General features: G+C 57.1%; 20 protein-coding genes. 7 read left to right on the top strand and 13 right to left on the bottom strand.

What is annotated here, in order from left to right; all coding sequences use genetic code 11:
* The first annotated feature begins 75 nt into the window (after positions 1-75).
* Positions 76-510, top strand: a complete 435-nt coding sequence (gene cadR, locus G3574_RS19785) for a Cd(II)/Pb(II)-responsive transcriptional regulator (RefSeq protein WP_163967124.1) — start codon at positions 76-78, stop codon at positions 508-510.
* 53 nt (positions 511-563) lie between these two features.
* On the opposite strand, the gene arsH is transcribed toward cadR, so the two are convergent.
* The 5 genes from arsH to G3574_RS19810 are packed head-to-tail and all read right to left on the bottom strand — an operon-like array spanning position 564 to position 3,401.
* A complete protein-coding gene (gene arsH, locus G3574_RS19790; RefSeq protein ID WP_163967126.1) occupies positions 564-1,328 on the bottom strand; it encodes an arsenical resistance protein ArsH in 765 nt (254 codons plus the stop codon).
* The gene (gene arsC / locus G3574_RS19795) at positions 1,321-1,752 is read right to left on the bottom strand and encodes an arsenate reductase (glutaredoxin) (RefSeq protein WP_163967128.1); all 432 of its coding nucleotides are present in this window, start codon (positions 1,750-1,752) and stop codon (positions 1,321-1,323) included. The genes arsH and arsC overlap by 8 nt, the downstream gene beginning before the upstream one ends.
* A 3-nt stretch (positions 1,753-1,755) precedes the next feature.
* Complete coding sequence (locus tag G3574_RS19800; RefSeq protein ID WP_163967130.1) at positions 1,756-2,487, bottom strand: MIP/aquaporin family protein; 732 nt, start codon at positions 2,485-2,487, stop codon at positions 1,756-1,758.
* Between the two features lie 37 nt (positions 2,488-2,524).
* Positions 2,525-3,019 (bottom strand): arsenate reductase ArsC, encoded by a 495-nt coding sequence (locus G3574_RS19805; RefSeq protein WP_163967132.1) that lies wholly within the window; start codon positions 3,017-3,019, stop codon positions 2,525-2,527.
* A 43-nt stretch (positions 3,020-3,062) separates the two neighbouring features.
* A complete protein-coding gene (locus tag G3574_RS19810) occupies positions 3,063-3,401 on the bottom strand; it encodes an ArsR/SmtB family transcription factor (protein WP_163967134.1) in 339 nt (112 codons plus the stop codon).
* Between the two features lie 119 nt (positions 3,402-3,520).
* On the opposite strand from G3574_RS19810, the gene G3574_RS19815 reads away from it, so the two are divergent.
* The 5 genes from G3574_RS19815 to G3574_RS28965 all read left to right on the top strand — a co-directional run bounded on the left by G3574_RS19815 (position 3,521) and on the right by G3574_RS28965 (position 7,744).
* Entirely contained in the window at positions 3,521-3,835 is a 315-nt protein-coding gene (locus tag G3574_RS19815; protein WP_163967136.1) for an ArsR/SmtB family transcription factor, read from the top strand.
* Between the two features lie 48 nt (positions 3,836-3,883).
* Positions 3,884-5,368, top strand: coding sequence for an NAD(P)-binding domain-containing protein (locus G3574_RS19820; RefSeq protein ID WP_163967138.1), 1,485 nt, complete (start codon positions 3,884-3,886; stop codon positions 5,366-5,368).
* 33 nt (positions 5,369-5,401) lie between these two features.
* On the top strand, positions 5,402-6,298 hold the full coding sequence (locus tag G3574_RS19825) for a sterol desaturase family protein (protein WP_163967140.1): 897 nt from the start codon (positions 5,402-5,404) through the stop codon (positions 6,296-6,298).
* A 1-nt stretch (position 6,299) separates the two neighbouring features.
* The gene (locus G3574_RS19830) at positions 6,300-7,538 is read left to right on the top strand and encodes an MFS transporter (RefSeq protein WP_163967142.1); all 1,239 of its coding nucleotides are present in this window, start codon (positions 6,300-6,302) and stop codon (positions 7,536-7,538) included.
* An 89-nt stretch (positions 7,539-7,627) separates the two neighbouring features.
* Positions 7,628-7,744, top strand: coding sequence for a GNAT family N-acetyltransferase (locus G3574_RS28965; RefSeq protein ID WP_407941687.1), 117 nt, complete (start codon positions 7,628-7,630; stop codon positions 7,742-7,744).
* 36 nt (positions 7,745-7,780) lie between these two features.
* Here G3574_RS28965 and G3574_RS19835 read toward each other — a convergent pair.
* Positions 7,781-9,027, bottom strand: a protein-coding gene (locus G3574_RS19835) for an IS3 family transposase (protein WP_235953525.1) whose coding sequence is annotated in 2 segments (ribosomal slippage) — positions 7,781-8,742 and positions 8,742-9,027 — 1,248 coding nt in all. Because the reading frame shifts where the segments join, the coding sequence is not laid out codon by codon here.
* Positions 9,028-9,089: 62 nt separating this feature from the next.
* Between G3574_RS19835 and G3574_RS19840 the strand changes: the two genes are divergently transcribed.
* Complete coding sequence (locus G3574_RS19840) at positions 9,090-9,464, top strand: GNAT family N-acetyltransferase (protein ID WP_163967145.1); 375 nt, start codon at positions 9,090-9,092, stop codon at positions 9,462-9,464.
* A 109-nt stretch (positions 9,465-9,573) separates the two neighbouring features.
* On the opposite strand, the gene G3574_RS19845 is transcribed toward G3574_RS19840, so the two are convergent.
* The 7 genes from G3574_RS19845 to G3574_RS19870 all read right to left on the bottom strand — a co-directional run bounded on the left by G3574_RS19845 (position 9,574) and on the right by G3574_RS19870 (position 18,112).
* Positions 9,574-9,945, bottom strand: a complete 372-nt coding sequence (locus G3574_RS19845; protein WP_163967147.1) for a copper-binding protein — start codon at positions 9,943-9,945, stop codon at positions 9,574-9,576.
* Complete coding sequence (locus G3574_RS19850; protein ID WP_163967150.1) at positions 9,926-13,114, bottom strand: efflux RND transporter permease subunit; 3,189 nt, start codon at positions 13,112-13,114, stop codon at positions 9,926-9,928. The genes G3574_RS19845 and G3574_RS19850 overlap by 20 nt, the downstream gene beginning before the upstream one ends.
* Positions 13,111-14,658: an efflux RND transporter periplasmic adaptor subunit gene (locus G3574_RS19855; protein WP_163967152.1), complete on the bottom strand. Its 1,548-nt coding sequence runs from the start codon at positions 14,656-14,658 to the stop codon at positions 13,111-13,113. Before G3574_RS19855 ends, G3574_RS19850 begins: the two co-directional genes overlap by 4 nt.
* Positions 14,655-14,834: a hypothetical protein gene (locus G3574_RS28460; RefSeq protein WP_235953526.1), complete on the bottom strand. Its 180-nt coding sequence runs from the start codon at positions 14,832-14,834 to the stop codon at positions 14,655-14,657. The genes G3574_RS19855 and G3574_RS28460 overlap by 4 nt, the downstream gene beginning before the upstream one ends.
* Before the next feature lie 93 nt (positions 14,835-14,927).
* The gene (locus G3574_RS19860) at positions 14,928-15,971 is read right to left on the bottom strand and encodes a TolC family protein (protein WP_235953527.1); all 1,044 of its coding nucleotides are present in this window, start codon (positions 15,969-15,971) and stop codon (positions 14,928-14,930) included.
* A 72-nt stretch (positions 15,972-16,043) separates the two neighbouring features.
* Positions 16,044-16,427 (bottom strand): hypothetical protein, encoded by a 384-nt coding sequence (locus G3574_RS19865; RefSeq protein WP_163967153.1) that lies wholly within the window; start codon positions 16,425-16,427, stop codon positions 16,044-16,046.
* A 29-nt stretch (positions 16,428-16,456) separates the two neighbouring features.
* Positions 16,457-18,112: a hypothetical protein gene (locus G3574_RS19870; protein WP_163967155.1), complete on the bottom strand. Its 1,656-nt coding sequence runs from the start codon at positions 18,110-18,112 to the stop codon at positions 16,457-16,459.
* Positions 18,113-18,114: the final 2 nt, after the last annotated feature.

An 18,114-nucleotide genomic window follows, 5' to 3' on the forward strand; every position in this document is an offset into this window, starting at 1 on the left:
ACCTCAATGAATCCTGTATGCTTGCATTAAAAACCCTGTAGCTGCTACAGAGTCAAGCTCTTTATCGAGGATGCTATGCGTATTGGTGAACTGGCAAAAAGAACCGGAACAGATGTCGAGACGGTTCGTTACTACGAGAAAACAGGAATCCTCGCCGAGCCGGCCCGGAATTCTGCCGGTTACCGTGAGTACAAGGAAGAGCACCAGGAACAACTTCAATTCATTCGGCATTGCCGGTCGCTGCAAATGTCGCTCTCTGACATCCGCGTACTGTTGAACTTCAAGAGCAGCCCCACTGCCGGATGCCATGGCGTCAATGAACTTCTGGACCACCATATCGAGCGCATTTGCCACCAAATGGCCAATCTTCAAGTACTGGAGGGGCAACTGACATCACTGCGTCAACAATGTGGCGAGCCAAACTCGGTTCAGGAGTGCGCCATCATGCAAAATCTGTCTGAAGCGTCAGACGCGCATGAGTGCGCTTGTCATACGAGTCAAGTTCAATGAAAAAAGAGAAATGGTAACGAAGAGCGTACGTGCGCTAATAAACGAAATATCGCTCAATCTGAGTCGCTTTTAGTCTCATCCTGATCGGCCTCATGGCTCATGGCCGCAGCAGCCAAAGTAGCGGCCAGTTCAGGAAATGCTTCCTTGCGTTCACTGTACCTGCTGGTGAGATAGTCAGTCCGGTCGCGCACAAGGAGGGTGAATTTGAATAGCTCTTCCATGACGTCAACCAGGCGCTCGTAGTAGGCTGACGGCTTCATCCTGCCATTGTCATCAAATTCCTGATATGCCTTGGCAACCGAACTTTGGTTGGGTATGGTCACCATCCGCATCCAGCGTCCAAGCACACGTAACTGGTTGACGGCATTGAAGGACTGAGAACCGCCCGACACTTGCATTACCGCCAGTGTCCGTCCTTGCGTTGGTCGAATGCTGCCAACTTCCAAAGGAATCCAGTCAATCTGTGACTTGAATATTCCCGTCATTGCGCCATGGCGTTCCGGGCTGCACCAGACCTGTCCCTCCGACCATTCAGACAGCTTCCGCAGTTCCTGGACCTTCGGATGGTCTGCGGAAACGCTGTCGACCATTGGCAGTCCGTGCGGATTGAAAACACGCGTGTCCGCACCGAAGTGCTGCAGGATACGCTCGGCTTCGAGGGTAAGGAGCCGGCTGTAGGACTTCTCTCGCAAGGATCCATAAAGCAGCAGGATGCGTGGTGGGTGAGCCAAGGAGGTAGACGGCGCAAGTTTCTCCAGCGTCGGCACGTCCACATGGGGAGCGCTGATGTTGGGCAGGTCTGATAAATCGTTAGTCATGTTTGCCTACCCTCCGGCCTTTTGCGTCAATCACGGCTTCACCATCTTCCTTGGCAAACGGCCCCTTCTGCGGCATTGGCAGGATATCGAGCAAAACCTCGGAAGGCCGGCACAGGCGCACTCCGGCGGAGGTGATCACGAATGGCCGGTTGATCAGAACGGGAGTGGCAACCATGGCCTCCAATAACTGCTCGTTAGTCAGGTTCGGGTCGTCGAGTCCCAGTTCAGCATACGGTGTTCCTTTCTGGCGAATGGCGTCACGTACTGACACTCCCGCGCGAGTGATGATTTCCTTTAATTCGTCGCGTGTTGGGGGATTGTTCAAGTATTCAATGACAGTCGGTTCGATACCCGCGTTCCGTATCATCGCCAGTGTATTTCGCGAAGTACCGCATGCCGGGTTGTGATAGATCGTGACGTCCATGCTTCACACCTTTTCAATTGTAGAATTCCCGCGCTGGAAGTCGCCGGGGGCAACGGTGCCTCCGACTGTCGCATCCTTCGGCGCTGGTGGATAAAGCCAGCAAAAGAGTCCGGTAGCCGCTGCAGCGCCGAGCAACTGCGCAACGATGAAACCTGGTGCGTCAGCAGGACGGATGCCGGCAAAGGTGTCGCTGGCCGCCCGAGCAAGGGTTACTGCCGGATTTGCGAAAGAAGTCGACGATGTAAACCAGTATGCCGCCGTGATGTATAAGGCCACTGCAAATGGCGTCACAGTCGGTCGGCTACGTGAGCAGCTAATGATCACCGCCAGCAAGCCGAAGGTCGCCACGAATTCGCTCCACCACTGTGCCATGCCAGTGCGCTCGTGCGTCGATGCAAAGAACACCGGTTCGCCGAACATCAGGTGGGCCGCCGCGACACCGGCGAAGGCACCGATGACTTGTACCGCGATATAGGGGAGAACCTGGCTTCCCGGCAGGTTCTTCTGCCATGCTTCGGACAAGGTAACGACCGGGTTGAAATGCGCGCCAGAGATCGTGCCAAACATCAGTATCAGGGCAACCAGTCCAGCACCGGTGGCAATGGCGTTGGCGAGTAAGGCAATGGCCACGTTCCCATCGGCAAGGCGATTGCCCATGATGCCGGAGCCGATTACCACGGCTAGCAGCATCGCTGTCCCCAGTCCTTCGGCAACATATCGTCGTGCTGCAGTCATGCTTCAGTCTCCCAGAACGTAGTCATCATGACTTTCCTCATGCTCCGACCGCCGCGTCATGCAGTTGGCCAATCCTGTCCATTTCCGCTTTCAGGGCGGCCTTGTCGTTCTTTAGCTCGTCCAGCGGCAAGGCGAGGAAGGCTTCAATGCGGGCACGCAGAATGCGATAGGCCTTCATGAAAGCGGCATCGATCTCCTCATCCGTACCGGTAGCATGCGCGGGGTCTTCGACTCCCCAGTGCGTGCGCAACACCGGGCCAAGGTAAGCCGGGCAAGTTTCTCCGGCAGCGCTTGCGCACACCGTAATGACGATGTCCGGGGTGGCAGGCAGGTCATCCCATGATTTGCTGTGGTAACCCTCGGTGGAAATGCCTTCACGCTGCAGCAATGCGATCGAGCGCGGATGCACATAGCCGGTAGGCTTGCTGCCGGCACTCATGGCCTTCCAGCCGGCCGGTGCCAGATGGTTGAAAGTGCCTTCGCCGAGGATGGAGCGGCAGGAATTGCCGGTGCATAGAAAGAGAACGTTCATTTTGGGCCAAATGAGTTGAAGGTCAATGAAGATCTGGAATCGGTTAGGCTGCGGTGGAGCAGTCTGTGCTGCAGATGGGTGCGCAAGGGTTGCCGCCGCAGCAGTTATCCGTCAAAAAAGCCATTAGGTCGTTCATGCGGCCAAAATTGGCGGCGTAATAAATGAAGCGACCATCCTGGCGCGTCGTCACCAGATTGGCATGGGCCAGTTCTTTGAGGTGAAATGACAATGAGGACGCCGGTACGCCGAGTTGTTCGCTGATTTTGGTCGCGGCCATTCCCTCCGGGCCGACCTGGACCAGCATGCGAAAAACAGCAAGACGGGATTCTTGTGCCAGAGCCGCAAGCACGGTCACTGCTTCTTTGGGTTGCAATAAAGACATAATCTTCTCCTGAATGCTTTCGATAATTCTACACTATTCGAATTGTAGAAAAATAGTTTGACATCTTCTTTTTCCGTTTGTATTCTGTATTCGTCGACTAACGAATACCTGTTGCTGCCATGACCAGTTGCTGTGCTCCTGCTACACCCAAAGAAAAAAAGGCCGCTATCGATGCCGACGACCTGGCATTGCTGTGCAAAGCCCTTGGGCATCCTGCCAGGGTCAAGCTGCTTCAGCACCTGACTGACTACGGTGCCTGTTTCTTCGGCAGCCTGGCTGATGTAGTCGGACTGGCACCGTCGACGACGTCGCAGCATGTCACGATCCTGAAGGAAGCGGGACTGATCTTTGGCTCCAGCGATGAAAAGCGCGTGTGCTACTGCATCAACCCCGAGCGATTGGCCCATCTGAAGTCAGTGATTAATCTGCTGTAATTTTTTTGCCGCTTTATTCGTCATTTTACGAACAACGAAGGAGAAACCATGAACACGCATTCATCGCTACCGATCGCCGTTCTCGGCGCTGGCCCAGTCGGTCTTGCGGCCGCCGCCCATCTGGTCCAACGCGGCTTCAAACCAATCATTCTGGAAGCAGGCACAAGTGTCGGCGCTAACCTCAACACGTATCGTCAGGTGCGCCTTTTCTCGCCGTGGCAATACAACATTGACCGCGCGGCCGCCGAATTGCTGACCCGCGCCGGATGGATCGCACCTGCTGCCGACGTGCTGCCGACAGCCGGCGAGATCATCGACGATTACCTGCTGCCGCTCGCCAGCCTGGCTGAAATCGCCGCCGGCCTGCGCCTTCAGCACCGCGTCATCCGTATCACCCGGCAAGGAATCGACAAGGTCAAGACGGCAGGCCGGGAAAGTCTTCCCTTCGTCATCCGGGTTGAGACGCCGGAAGGCGAGCAGGAGATTGTCGCTCATTCAGTGATCGACGCAACAGGTACATGGTCGCAGCCGAACCCGCTTGGGGCGAATGGGTTGCCGGCACTGGGCGAACGGCAAGTTGCCGACCGCATTGCCTATGGCATGCCAGACATCGCGGGTAGCGAACGCGGCCGCTTTACGGGCAAACGGGTGCTGGTGGTAGGCGCGGGTCATTCCGCCGCCGGCAATCTGATTGCACTGGCTCAGCTAGCCGAAGAAGCACCTGGCACCCAGGTCGTGTGGGCAGTACGCGGCAACAACCTTGCCAAGGTCTTTGGCGGCGGCGATGCCGACCAGCTTCCGGCTCGCGGGTTGCTTGGCACGCGTATCCGGCAACTCCAGCAAGCGGGGGGACTGGAGGTGCATCGCAACTTCCGCATCCATGCGCTTAACACCGACGGAGGCCGCCTCAACGTGGTGGGGGAAGCAGTTGATGGACGTGTCCCTGTCATTGAATCCATCGACGAGATTGTCGCAGCGACCGGCGCACGCCCCAACCTGGAGATGTCGCGCGAGCTTCGCGTGCGGCTCGATCCCTGGCTGGAAAGCACCGATGCTCTTGCCCCGCTGATTGACCCGAACCTGCATAGCTGTGGGAGCGTTCGTCCCCATGGGCACCGTGAACTCGCCCACCCCGAACAGGGTTACTACGCAGTCGGCGCGAAAAGCTACGGCCGTGCTCCGAACTTCTTGATGGCAACCGGTTATGAGCAGGTGCGTTCGATCGTTGCGGCGTTGGCTGGCGATATGGCGGCGGCGGACGATGTCCAGCTTGAACTGCCGGAAACTGGTGTGTGCAGTTCACGCCCCATTGTCGGAGATGATGACGGTTCCTGCTGCGGCACAACGCCAGCACAGGCCACCCAGCCCGCTGCCACTTCTGCGGAAGCCGGCTGTTGCGGCGGCAAGGCTCCTGCCGGTGTAGATGCCTGCTGCATGCAAGACGCTGATGAAAAGGCGAAAGGCAATGTCGGCTGCGGATGTGGGCCAATGAAGCCAGCGGCCAAGCCAAAGGTCTCAGCTTGCTGCGCTTGAGTGACCACTACACCGCATAAAAGGAATCTCATCATGCGCTACATCGTTGCAAAATTTTTCCTGCCCACGGCGATCGCTGCCTCGCTCGTGTCATTCCTGATTGCCCGCGAAATTGGTGGCAATCTGGAGATGGCGGTCATCGTACCAAGTGTCGCAGCCACGCTGTGCGCGATGGGGCTGGAACGGATCTGGCCGGCGCGGGCCGAATGGAATCACGCGCAAGACGATCTTCAAACAGATTTGTCGAGCGCGGCGGTCCTATTCGGTCTCATTGATCCGGTTTTAAAATGGTTAGCGCCGATCACTGTGGTAAGCCTTTACCAGGCGGTTGGTGCTTCCGCAGCCTTCAACCTGTTCCCGATCAGCCTGCCGTTTCTACTGCAAATCCTGGTAGCGACCCTCATCGCGGAGTTCGGCGGCTACTGGTCCCACCGCCTACATCACCAGGACCGGCGGTTGTGGTGGTTGCATGCCCTGCATCATGGCAGTGAGCGCCTTCATACCTTGAACAATTTCCGTATGCATCCATTGAACTACGGGATCACCTATGCATTCGGGGTTGTTCCGCTCTTGATGCTTGGCACGCCGGAAGCAGTGATCCTTGGGTACCTTGCTCTAACGCTCCCAGTCGTCATGATTCAACATTCAAATCTTGATCTGCGTAATGGATGGCTGAATTACGTATTCAGTACCAACGAGGTCCACCGCTGGCACCATTCGGCACAGGCAGGCGAAGGCGATAACAATTTTGGGCGTGCGCTGGTAATCTGGGACCAGGTGTTTGGCACTTACCTGTACCGACCCCATGGCAACATGCCGCGCGCCGTTGGTTTGTATGCTTCAAGCCACTATCCGGCGAGACGGTCGTACTGGCGTCAAGTCATTTCCATGCTGGCACCGAACTGCTGTCCGGCAAAGGCAGGGATCTGACATGCATGCAGAACATCTCCCGCACGCAACCAATGACCGCAAGATCATTGGGCTTTTGGCGCTGACCCAGGTCATTTCGTGGGGCACGCTGTACTACGCCTTTAGTGTCCTTGCCCCCGACATGCAGCGCGAATTGGGATGGCGTGCCGAACCACTGTTTGGCGCATTCTCCTGGAGCTTGCTGATCGCGGGCCTGATTGCCACCCCAGCCGGTATTTTGCTGGATCGGCATGGCGGCCGGCCCGTGATGGGCTTGGGGTCGTTGATAGCCGGACTGGGTCTTTTCCTGCTCAGCCAGGTGCAATCAATGGGGTCGTATTTCGTTGCCTGGGGCGTCATCGGGATCGCCATGGCCATGGTCCTGTACGAAGCGGCTTTCGCGACGATCAATCGTGAATTTGATACGGGTGCTCGCAAAGGGATCTCGACATTGACCTTGTTTGGCGGACTAGCCAGCACGGTCTTCTGGCCGGTGACGCTTCATCTCAATGGTGAGGTCGGCTGGCGTGACACCTACCTGTTCTATGCCGCACTTCATATGGTGTTGTGTATGCCGGCACATCTTCTTTTAAGCAACCGAGGAAAGCGGTTGCCGAAAGCGGTGGCTGCAGCCGGCAAGCGCAGCCATACCTTGTCCGAGGCGGTCCGACACCCGATGTTCTGGAAGCTTGCGCTCGCATTTGCAACGAATGCCTTTATCTTTTCGGCATTGTCTGTCCACCTGATTCCCCTGGTGCAGCGACTGGGACATGCGGCCGGAACGGCGGTATTCTTTGCCACTCTGATCGGCCCGATGCAGGTAGTTGGCCGCATCGGTGAAATGGTCTTTGCAGGCAGGACGCAACCGCAATCCGTCGGCAAGATCACCTTTGCGTTGTTGCCAACAGCATTGGGAACGCTGGTCTTGCTAGGTCAGCACGAGTGGGTTGTCGCCTTGTTCTGCATGCTGTACGGACTAAGCAACGGTATCCTGACAATTGTGAAGGGTACGGTGCCACAGGAATTGTTTGGTCGCGAAAACTACGGTGCCATCTCCGGGGCACTGGCCGGTCCGGCCCTGGTTGCAAAGGCAGCGGGGCCGCTGGCAATGGCCGCCATGCTCGAGGGCGTTGAGACAGTACATCATGCACTCCTGATCCTGCTTGCCGCAGCCATTGCTTCTTTCTTGTTTTATCTGGCAGCCGTGCGCCGCCCCGCGCGACAGAACTCTACGGAGGCCATTCTGGAAGAGCAGGCATAATTGCTGCACCAAAGTGTCGAAATTCGGACTACTCAAGTGACCTGTTGAAGGTTGTTCACGGTCCGACTTATCAGGAGAGAAAAGAAGAAATGATCCGCCCCGCAGTCGCTGCCGACGCCGAAATAATTGCGAGCATCTACAATTATTACGTCAAGAACACCACGATCACGTTTGAAGAAACCGAGGTGACCGCCGAGGAGATGTAAAGTGGACCCGTCAGTCAAGACATTGAGCCGGTTAGTTTAAGCTGCGTCCATTTCCACCTCAGCAGCTGCCCGGCGCTGCCCCGTACCACTGCCGCTCCTACACTCCTGTCCTCCACCATCGAACTTGTCGATGATCAGCGCACCTCCGCCAGCGGCGACACGATAGACATGATCTGGCGTTTCGTAGCCCAACGCCTGATGTGGGCGAGCTCCGTTGTAAAACGCGAAGTACTGTGCCAGTCCAACCGTCAGCTCAGCCATGTTGGTGTAGCCCTTCAGATACACGTCTTCGTACTTTACGTTGCGCCACAAGCGTTCAACGAAGATGTTGTCCAGCGCCCGCCCACGCCCATCCATACTGATGGCCACGCCTTCGCGTTTGAGTACGCGGGTGAAGGCGTCGCTGGTGAATTGCGCACCCTGGTCGCTGTTGAACACCTCGGGCTTGCCGTGGTTGCGCATGGCGTCTGCCAGGCAGTCCGCGCAGAACGACGCGTCCATGCTGTTGCTGATGCGCCAAGCCAGCACTTTACGGCTGTACCAGTCGATGATCGCCACCAGGTACGCAAAGCCACGTGCAAGACGGATATACGTCAGATCCGTACTCCACACTTGATTCGGTCGCGTGACCGCCACCCCGCGCAACAGGTAAGGATAGACCTTGTGCTGCGGATGCGGCTTGCTTGTTGCCGGGCCCGGTGCCATGCCTGCCAGACCCATTTCCCGCATCAGGCGCTGCACGCGCTTGCGGTTGACGCAGTGTCCTTCTCCTCGCAGATGGACCACCATGCGCCGGCTGCCGTAAAACGGCCGATTGGTGTACGCTTCGTCAATCAAGGCACGCAGCCGATCTTCCTCTTCCAGACATGGCTGGCGCGCCACCGCTTGCAGTCGCCGATAGACCGACGAGCGCGGCACACCGGCCAGCTCACACTGCATCGTCAGCGGCATGTCGTCCTCCCGCTCAATCCAGCGTTGCCGCTCGGCCGGGCTCATTCCCCCAGCTTTTTTTTGAGCCAGTCCACCTGCATCTTGAGCTTGCCTATCTCGCTGTACAGCTTGTCTTCCGGGCTGCTCTCGTCGACCGGCTTCGGACCGCGTTTGACGTCGAACAGGGCACCGGCGTTCTCCAGGATCTCCTTCTTCCACTGGCCTACCAGCACTGGATGCACGCCGTATTCCTGCGCGATCTCCGTCACCGTCTTTACCCCGCGCACCGCTTCCAGACCGACCTTGGCCTTGAATTCCGCCGTATGCACCCTGCGTTTCTTACCTTCACTCATTCGCTATCATCCTTTCACGGATGACAGCTTAAACCACCGTCTCAAAATTGGGGACCACTATAATGGTCCGGCGAATTGAAAATGTAAAAGCTGCGGGCCTCCCCTGGTACTTGGCTGAGCACGAGGGAGACGTTGTCGGTTATGCCTATGCGACCAAGTGGCGTGAACGCTCCGCATATCGGTTTTCAGTCGAGAGTACGGTCTACCTGCGTCACGGCGAAGGCGGCAAGGGGCTGGCTGGCCCGCTCTATGAAGCATTGATTGATCAGCTGCGTGGGGCAGGCGTGCACGCCGTTATCGGCGGCATTGCGCAACCTAACGAGGCCAGTGTTCGGCTGCATGAGAAACTGGGTTTTGAACGTGTTGCGATGTTTAAGGAAGTCGGGAAAAAGTTTGACCGATGGCTGGACGTAGGCTATTGGGAGCTTCTTCTGTAAATCAAATCAGGAAGGACGTGAGCCATCTGCTTACATGATTGCGGCATGCGGAGTGCGAACGAACACCATGCACGTTCGCACAATTTTTTGCTGCAGATAGCATCCCTTTTTACTTTTTCTGTGGCTCAAGCACCGTTACCATCGCCACACCATTGACATTCTCAACATTGAATTTTACCTTGTCACCAGACTTGACCCCTTTAAGCAGCGCTGGTGACTGAACCGGAAATGTCATGGTCATTGGTCCCATCTGGACACTCTCGGATTTAATCTGACCATGCTTGAGCGTGATGGTTTTGCCGGATTTGTCGATACCTTTTACCTCGCCGCTGGCGAGGGACGTCGCACCTTGCTTCGCGTCGCCCATTTTCATGTCTCCCATGCCCATGCCTTTATGCATGTCAGCCTGCTGGGCAACGACTACGGCAGAAGTGGCGCACAAAATGGCTGCCAACATTGATTTACGAATGAATGTGTTCATGCTGATTCTCCTTTTGAGTGGGGTGCTGCGAAATAGAATTTGTTCGAAGCTTGCGTTCCTGCAGCAGGCGCCAGGCGGCGGGTATGACGAAAAGACTCAACAGCGGTGCCGTGACCATGCCGCCAATCATGGGCGCCGCCAGCCTAGACATGATTTCGTGGCCCGCACCGGAGCCAACCATTAATGGGATGAGGCCGGCCAGAATGACTGCTACCGTCATGGCCTTCGGGCGAACCCGCAGAACCGCGCCTTCCCGAATCGCCTCCATGATGAGTTCCCGGTCAAGGGGACGCCCGGCAACCAGCCGATGATTCAGCGAGTTGCGCAAGTAGACAAGCATTACCACGCCGAACTCGGCTGCCAATCCTGCAAGCGCAATGAAACCGACTGCGGTGGCGACCGACACGGCGTGACCAAGCAACCAGATGAACCAGAACCCGCCAATGAGCGCGAACGGCACCGTCAGCATAAGCAGGACTGCTTCTGGAATTGACCGAAACGCTAGGTAAAGCAGAATGAAAATAACGCCCAGGGTCAGCGGAACAACGGTCTGAAGACGCGTAGTCGCACGTTCCAGATACTCGAATTGCCCGGACCAGCCGACGGCATACCCTGGCGGGAGTTTTACTTCCTTCTGAACCGCCGACTGCATTGCGTTGACCGCCGAGCGGAGATCAGTCCCGCGGACGTCGACATAAACCCAACCGGACAGTCGGGCATTTTCACTTCGCAACATCGGTGGCCCGTCGGTTACTTTTACCGTAGCGACGTCCTGCAGGCGAATTTGTGCACCTTTTGCCGTCACCATTGGCAATTCGCGAAGCGTCTGCACGGAATCCCGGTAGTCCCTTGGATAGCGCACGTTGATCGGAAAGCGCTGCCGCCCCTCTACAACTTCACCAATGTTCTCGCCACCAATGGCTGTGGACACGACCGACTGGATATCCGAGATGGACAAGCCGTAGCGGGCTGCCCGCAACCGGTCAATATCCACGTCGATGTATCGTCCACCGCTAAGACGCTCCGCCAAGGCCGACGTCACGCCCGGAACGCGCTTGACCGTTGCCTCGATTTGACCAGTGACCTTGTCGATCTCACTTAAGTCCGGCCCGGAAACCTTGACGCCGACGGGCGTTTTTATACCGGTGGACAACATGTCGATGCGATTGCGAATAGGCGGTACCCAGACATTTGCCAAGCCTGGCACCCTCACCACGCGGTCGAGCTCTTCCACCAGTTTTGCGGGTGTCATGCCGGGACGCCATTGATCCTTCGGCTTGAACTGGATAGTCGTCTCAAACATCTCCAGCGGCGCCGGGTCGGTCGCGGATTCGGCACGTCCTGCCTTGCCAAAGACCGTCGCGACTTCGGGAACCGTCTTAATAAGCCGGTCTGTTTGCTGCAGCAGCTCACTTGCTTTTGACGCGGACAGACCCGGCAAGGCTGATGGCATGTACAACAGGTCGCCCTCGTCCAGTGGCGGTAGAAATTCTCCCCCTAAACGAGACAACGGTATCGCAGTCAGGGCCAGCGCAACCACGGCAAGCGCGATGGTTGCAACAGGATGGCGCAAGCTGGTTTCCAGCAACGGCCGGTAAAGTGCTATCAGACCGCGATTGAGCGGATTGGAAGCTTCAGGCGGAATTTTTCCACGTATGAGGTACCCCATCAGAACCGGCACGACCGTTATGGAAAGACCGGCGGCAGCGGCCAGCGTATAGGTCTTCGTGTAAGCCAATGGCGAGAATAGTTTGCCTTCCTGAGCCTCGAGTGCAAAAACAGGAACGAAGGACAGGGTCACAATCAACAGGGAGAAAAACAGGGCCGGTCCAACTTCAATCGCAGATTCGGCAATCAGCTTCCATCGTTCCTGGGCCCCAATTTCTCGACCGGGATGCGCATGTTCGTACGCTTCCAGGTGCTTGTGCGCGTTCTCGATCATCACAATGGCGGCATCCACCATCGCCCCGATCGCAATGGCAATCCCGCCGAGTGACATGATGTTGGCATTCACGCCTTGGTAACGCATGACGATAAAGGCGGCCAGCACGCCCAAAGGAAGCGACACGATGGCTACGAACGCGCTGCGCAGATGGAAGAGAAAAATTGCGCAGACGATGGCGACAACGATAAACTCTTCGATGAGCTTGTCCCGAAGATTGGTCACCGCCGCAGTGATAAGCTTCGAGCGGTCATAGGTTGGGACAACTTCAACACCTTTAGGTAGCGATGTCTGGAGACTTGAGAGTTTTTCCTTGACCGCCTTGATGGTCTCCAGCGCATTTTTGCCGGACCGCATGACGACCACGCCGCCTGCGACTTCACCTTCGCCATTGAGTTCAGCGATGCCGCGTCGCATTTCCGGGCCAAGGCGAACGGTCGCGACATCGCGCAGCATGACCGGTGTGCCAGCCTCATTAACCGACAATGGCACATTGCGGAAGTCTTCCAGTGAACGCAAGTAACCGCGTGAACGCACCATGTACTCTGTCTCGGCCATTTCGACAACGGAGCCGCCCGATTCCTGGTTTGCCTTTGCCAACGCTTCCAAGACCATCGCATGAGATATACCGAACGCCCGCAGCTTATCCGGGTCAAGTACCACCTGATACTGCTTGACCATCCCGCCGATACTGGCCACTTCGGCTACGTTCGGCACGGTTTTCAGCTCGAACCGCAGGAACCAGTCGTTCAGCGCACGAAGCTGTGACAAGTCGTTGCCACCCGTGCGGTCAACAAGCGCGTACTCGAAGACCCAGCCCACGCCTGTGCCGTCAGGGCCCAGTTCGGCGCGCACTCCTAGTGGCAGACGGCTTTGGACCTGACTGATGTACTCCAAAACGCGTGAACGAGCCCAGTACAGGTCGGTGGCGTCATCAAACAGGACATAGACGAAGGAGTCCCCAAAAAAGGAATATCCCCGCACCGTCTTGGCTCCCGGGACTGCCAGCAGCGCGGTCGTCAACGGATAGGTAACTTGGTCTTCAACAAGTTGCGGTGCCTTTCCAGGATACGGAGCACGAATGATGGCTTGGGTGTCGGACAAATCCGGGAGCGCGTCGAGCGATGTCCCCTGCAGTGACCAGATTCCCCAGCCGGCAATAACAAGCGCACCCAGCAGCACCCAGAACCGATGGACAATGGACTGGCGAATGATGGATGCAATCATTTCTTGCTCCCGTCCTTGTTCTGTCCAACTGTAGTGACGTTTTCCAGCACGTATCCGTCCTTCCCCTCCTTGAACGAGAATTCAGCATCCTGTCCGGACTGGATGCCTTTGAATGCGTCAGGATTGGGCTTGGAGAAGTCCATGGTCATTGCGGGCCATTGGAGTTCCGGAATGGGTTTATGAGAAAACGTAATGGCTTCAGGCGATACTTTTTCCACCTTGCCGACGCCGCGATAAACCGCCGCGCCACCCTGCTGATTGGGTGACGCCGCAGCGGTCCCTTGAGCTGCCTTCTCTCCCGCCAACTTTGGAAGTACGCCTTTCAGGTTGGCTTCCGAATCAATGAGGAACTGACCGGACGAGACAACCTTTTGCCCTTCGGTCAACCCGCTCAGGATTTCGGTGCTGTCGCCGATGTCGCGCCCCGTTGTTACTTCCACCGGTTGCATCGAGTTGTTGTCACCGGCAACCAGCACGACAGCCCGCTTGCCTGAGGTGATGACCGCCTCGGTCGGCACCAAAAGACGGGATGACGCCTTGTCCGCGACCAGGCGTACCCGCATGAACAGCCCGGGAATCAGGCTGCCATCCCGGTTATCGAGTTCCAGGCGGGCCTGTATCGTACGCGTAGCGGCACTGACGCCCGGCAGCACCTCCCGCACCTTGCCAGAATAGGTTCGCTCTCCGAGCGCATTGGCCTTTGCTTCCACTGTCGTACCGGGCCGGACCTGTCCAGCTGCGGCCTCAGGCACCTCCGCGACCAGCCAAACCTTGCTCAGTCCCGCAATCTTGGCAATGGTCATACCAGGTGACACCATCGCGCCTTCGCGCATTGCCAACTCGGTCACAACGCCATTGACTGGCGAAGCAAGTGTCAGATTCCGCTGTACCTGGCCCGTACGCTCCAATTGCGCAATCCAGCCATCGGGGATGGACATCGCGCGCATGCGCTGCTTCGCAGCCGACGCCAACGAATCATTCCCTGAGCGTTTCAGCGCCAGATACTCCTCTTGAGGCGCAATCCAGTCCGGCACAAACAAGGTGGCGACGGCGTCACCGCGCTTGACGCGTTGCATCGGCGTACGAACCTGGAGTCGCTCGATGTAGCCTGTTACACGGCTTTGTACGACTTCCGCGGCACTTTCGTCAAACTGGGTTGTGCCGACAACTTCCAACGTGTCCCGGGTCTCTTCCCGACGTACGGTCGCAAAGCGGATACCCAGGTTCTGCTGCAAGGTTGGACTGACCTTGACCCCGCCTTGCTCGCCGCCTTCATCGGCATAGACTGGCACCAGCTGCATGTCCATGAAAGGACTCTTGCCCGGCTTGTCAAATTTCTGACCCGGCACCATCGGATCGTGCCAGTACAGCACCTTGCGTCCAGTCTTCGGGTCAATCTTTTCACCGGTGTTCGTCGCGGTTGTCGCTTCAGTCGTAGGAACGTTTTCACCATGTTGCTGGGTGCCAAACCAATAGCCTCCGGCAGCCAGTCCAACGCCTGCCAGAAGTAATACGATGGTCTTGAGCGCATATTGTGTTTTCATTTCTCGATGCTCCCGTTGGTGGCAATGGCGTGCGGAATGACGTGATACTCCAGGCTGGCCCACACCAGGGCAGCTTCCTTTTCCAGGTCGGCAATCATCAACTGCTTCTCGAGCAGCATCTTTCTGGCGCCATAGATGGCGGACAGAGTGCCGCTACCAGCCCGATAGGCAGCCATGGAAAGTTCAACCTGCTGGGTCGCGACTGGAAGTAGTTGTTCCTTCAGGTTCGCCAGGCGCTCCTTCTGGCTCTCCAGGGTCGTTGAGGCGCTCTAGATGTCTGCCTGTAACTCGCGCAAGGTTTCCTGGTACTGGAGGCGTGCCTTGGTTGCCAGGGCAGACTTTTCGGCGATGTCGCGGTCCTGCCGCTGGGAAGGATTGATTGGTATGGGTATGCTGACGCCGAAGGACACCATGTTTCCGTATTGACTGCCGCGTTGGCTGAAGCTGGCTTCGACGGACACGTTGGGACGGCGCTCTCGGGCGGCAACCGTGGTTTCTGCATCGGCCATGGCGACGCTGCGTCGAGCCATCAGCGCCATCGGGTGATACCGTTCGAGCTCCCCGACAGACAATTGCGGCGTATGGGAAACGAGCGGCGGGATAACATCCGTCACCTTCTCTACAGGCTGAACCGTCCAGCGTGAAAGCACGGTGCGGGCCGCCTGCAGGTCCTGTTCGGCTTTGCGAACCGCATCTCCGGCCTGGACCCGTGCGAGCTGCGCCATCGCAATGTCACTGGCTGCCGCTTTTGCGCCACGATGGGCTGCCTGGGCAGCTTGCAGGTCGTCAGTCGCTTCCTTCTCCATCGCTCTGGCAAGCGCGGAAACGCGCTGCCCATGCCAGACATTTATCCATGCCTTGGCGGTTTCCTCGCAGATTTTGGCAACATTGGAAAGATAGGTGGCTTCTTCCATGTCGACGGCGCGTTGCGCTCTTTCCGAACGGGCGACGCGCTTGTCCGATGAGACCCATTCCTGTTCGATGCCGACTCGGCGCATCGTCATGAAATCGCGCGTCAGGCTGAACCTGTCCTCGCCGCTGACAGGCAGGTTATCGACACCAAGCTTGAGCATTGGGTCCGGCAGCTGGTCGGCCTTTGCCGCCGATTCACGACTGGCTGCAACTGATGCGATCGCTGCCTTGTTGGAAGAAGACTGCTGCGTTGCCAAGTGAATGGCTTGTTCAATGGTGAGGCCAGCCGACTGGCTCAATGCAAAGCACGGGGCAGCCGCCAGCGCTGCCATGACGCCAAGACGGCGCCAAGGAGTCCACCGACCGTACCCGGCCAGTGGAATATTTTTCTGTAATGACATGGAAAACCTCTGTGGTAAGGACGAGCACCCGCAACGGCCAAGGGCCGCGCTGTAAACCGACAGAGGGAAAGGTCAAATGCGCAGGCGGAGCGTGCGTAGGTAAGGCGGGTCGATGCCAGAGGTGGGAGGAGTATCGGACCATTCCGCATCCATGACAGCGGACTGATACAGAGCCGGTGCCGGATGGACAGTGGTCACGAGAACGGGAGTCAGCGCAGGAGGCGCCGCAAGATGCTCAAGCGCAAGCTGACCGCCCGACTGGAATTCGGCGCATTGCGCAGGTTTTTCAACATCCATTTCCGCGCAGGGCATGCCGTCCATGGCCATTTCCATAGCCTTCACCGGTTCGGCAATCTTTGGGCACGCATAGGCCGACATGGCAATGCCCGAGCAGAGGACGCTCAGGATCAACAGCCAGCTTAATCGGCGCAACGGTGATGAAAAACGATGGATCATGCCAATACCCTTGTGGGATTGCTTATAGTCTAGCGCAAATTGTCGATGGACGATGGTCGTGCGTATTTCATGATAGGTGGCCTCATGAGACTACTAGACCCATGAAACTTGTTAACTAAGGGTGCAGCGCCTGTCGCCTTTTTTGCATCGCAAATTTGACGCAACGCCGCAGCATGGGCTTGACGATGATCCTTGGTGTCCGACAAGCTCGCTGTCAATTCCCTCAACGTGGGCATATTGCCCGCTTCGCAAAACAGCTTGACCGCTTCGGAAGGCGTGTCCCGTCCAGTGATCGCCCAATATGGAACATGCCGTGCACTGGCAGTGGTGCTTTGCCATGTGATTTGGCCAGTCCGCGCATTCGTGGTCGCCATTTCAAGTAGTTCAAGAAAGCTTGCTAAAGAGGAACGTCCAAGCATATGGTCAGAGACCCACTGTTCAGCTTCGCGCGTCCATTTTGCTGGACAAATGGGGGCTTGTGCTGACACCCACCCGGACAAGCCGGTTGGAGCGATGGGCACAGGACCAAACAGTACTGAGGGCGTTCCTATGCCCTCCCAATGCATGCGCCAGCGTAGAAATGCTTCGGCCACGGGACAAATGGCGATCGTGCGGGTACCTTCCAGGCGCCAGTCCAGTTGGCGCGCTGCGGTAACCATACAAGAACGGTGGGCACGCAGTAGATGACGCCAGAGGTGACGACGCACCGTCCCATAAATCGAGTAACTCGCCAGGAGACGGTCGTCCCATGTCTTTTTAACTTCAGATACTGGCTTTCTTGTATGGGCTGGTTCACTTGCCCGGACTTTTCCAAGCCCGGGCGTGAGCTCAACGGCTGGCGGGGGCCTGCTGTTAATTTCGACCACCAGGGGCAATTGAACATTCCCCGCTTGCGCCTTCCAACGTTTTTCTCCCAAAGCATGCCAGACGCTGTCGAGAAAAACTTTATATTCGTCCACTGGACGCAGCCAATTACCGGATGCAAATATCACTTTGCCAAGTCCCTTACGTCCACGGCGTACGTTGAGGTCCAGCCATGTTGGCAAGGTGCGGTCTTCATACTTGCACAGCGAGGTCAGGTTTAAGGTCCATGTGGCTGGCGGTGGTAATGAAATCAACCCACGCTCCTTTGGGTCTCGCAGCGCTGGTGCGAGATCGGTCTGACATGCCGGGCAGCAAAACGGTCGGGCAAAGACAGCTACCTTCAATTGGTACGGAATGACGCCGCCGCATGCCGGACAACAAGACCGAATGGGATTGTTGTGCACTGGACATGCCCTGACCATATCCGACTGAAATGCCGGGGAATGAAAACCGGCGTACGCGCATTGTGGACACCAGCAAAGCATTTCACGAAACCGTCGTCTTCCATTTGCGAGATGGTGGGGCAAGAAGGCATGCTGGACGTGCTGCGTATCCAGGCGCATTAGCTGGGTGATGTTTTCGATATCAAACAACGTACTGTCGCGCAGATCCACGGCGGGTGCGCTGACGATTACCGTCTTTCTGCCGCAATCTTTACGTATAAAGAGAGTCGCAAGGTCCTTTGCGCCGAGCGCATTGAGCATCGCAAACTTCGATAACAACCCATAAATGGAATCATAGCCATGCGCCCAATCGTCCCGCCAACTCCAACCCTTTGCCAGGTGCAGAGGTTCATCAATGAGGATGCGCGCCGCCTTCATCG

The sequence above is a fragment of the Noviherbaspirillum galbum genome, assembly GCF_010974945.1.
Lineage (GTDB): Bacteria > Pseudomonadota > Gammaproteobacteria > Burkholderiales > Burkholderiaceae_D > Noviherbaspirillum > Noviherbaspirillum galbum.

What these genes read in the sequence shown, in the direction of transcription:
- cadR (WP_163967124.1), top strand. Translation starts at nt 76, where the DNA reads ATGCGTATTGGTGAACTGGCAAAAAGAACCGGAACAGATGTCGAGACG.
- arsH (WP_163967126.1), bottom strand. Translation starts at nt 1,328, where the DNA reads ATGACTAACGATTTATCAGACCTGCCCAACATCAGCGCTCCCCATGTG.
- arsC (WP_163967128.1), bottom strand. Translation starts at nt 1,752, where the DNA reads ATGGACGTCACGATCTATCACAACCCGGCATGCGGTACTTCGCGAAAT.
- G3574_RS19800 (WP_163967130.1), bottom strand. Translation starts at nt 2,487, where the DNA reads ATGACTGCAGCACGACGATATGTTGCCGAAGGACTGGGGACAGCGATG.
- G3574_RS19805 (WP_163967132.1), bottom strand. Translation starts at nt 3,019, where the DNA reads ATGAACGTTCTCTTTCTATGCACCGGCAATTCCTGCCGCTCCATCCTC.
- G3574_RS19810 (WP_163967134.1), bottom strand. Translation starts at nt 3,401, where the DNA reads ATGTCTTTATTGCAACCCAAAGAAGCAGTGACCGTGCTTGCGGCTCTG.
- G3574_RS19815 (WP_163967136.1), top strand. Translation starts at nt 3,521, where the DNA reads ATGACCAGTTGCTGTGCTCCTGCTACACCCAAAGAAAAAAAGGCCGCT.
- G3574_RS19820 (WP_163967138.1), top strand. Translation starts at nt 3,884, where the DNA reads ATGAACACGCATTCATCGCTACCGATCGCCGTTCTCGGCGCTGGCCCA.
- G3574_RS19825 (WP_163967140.1), top strand. Translation starts at nt 5,402, where the DNA reads ATGCGCTACATCGTTGCAAAATTTTTCCTGCCCACGGCGATCGCTGCC.
- G3574_RS19830 (WP_163967142.1), top strand. Translation starts at nt 6,300, where the DNA reads ATGCATGCAGAACATCTCCCGCACGCAACCAATGACCGCAAGATCATT.
- G3574_RS28965 (WP_407941687.1), top strand. Translation starts at nt 7,628, where the DNA reads ATGATCCGCCCCGCAGTCGCTGCCGACGCCGAAATAATTGCGAGCATC.
- G3574_RS19840 (WP_163967145.1), top strand. Translation starts at nt 9,090, where the DNA reads ATGGTCCGGCGAATTGAAAATGTAAAAGCTGCGGGCCTCCCCTGGTAC.
- G3574_RS19845 (WP_163967147.1), bottom strand. Translation starts at nt 9,945, where the DNA reads ATGAACACATTCATTCGTAAATCAATGTTGGCAGCCATTTTGTGCGCC.
- G3574_RS19850 (WP_163967150.1), bottom strand. Translation starts at nt 13,114, where the DNA reads ATGATTGCATCCATCATTCGCCAGTCCATTGTCCATCGGTTCTGGGTG.
- G3574_RS19855 (WP_163967152.1), bottom strand. Translation starts at nt 14,658, where the DNA reads ATGAAAACACAATATGCGCTCAAGACCATCGTATTACTTCTGGCAGGC.
- G3574_RS28460 (WP_235953526.1), bottom strand. Translation starts at nt 14,834, where the DNA reads ATGGCTGCCTATCGGGCTGGTAGCGGCACTCTGTCCGCCATCTATGGC.
- G3574_RS19860 (WP_235953527.1), bottom strand. Translation starts at nt 15,971, where the DNA reads ATGTCATTACAGAAAAATATTCCACTGGCCGGGTACGGTCGGTGGACT.
- G3574_RS19865 (WP_163967153.1), bottom strand. Translation starts at nt 16,427, where the DNA reads ATGATCCATCGTTTTTCATCACCGTTGCGCCGATTAAGCTGGCTGTTG.
- G3574_RS19870 (WP_163967155.1), bottom strand. Translation starts at nt 18,112, where the DNA reads ATGAAGGCGGCGCGCATCCTCATTGATGAACCTCTGCACCTGGCAAAG.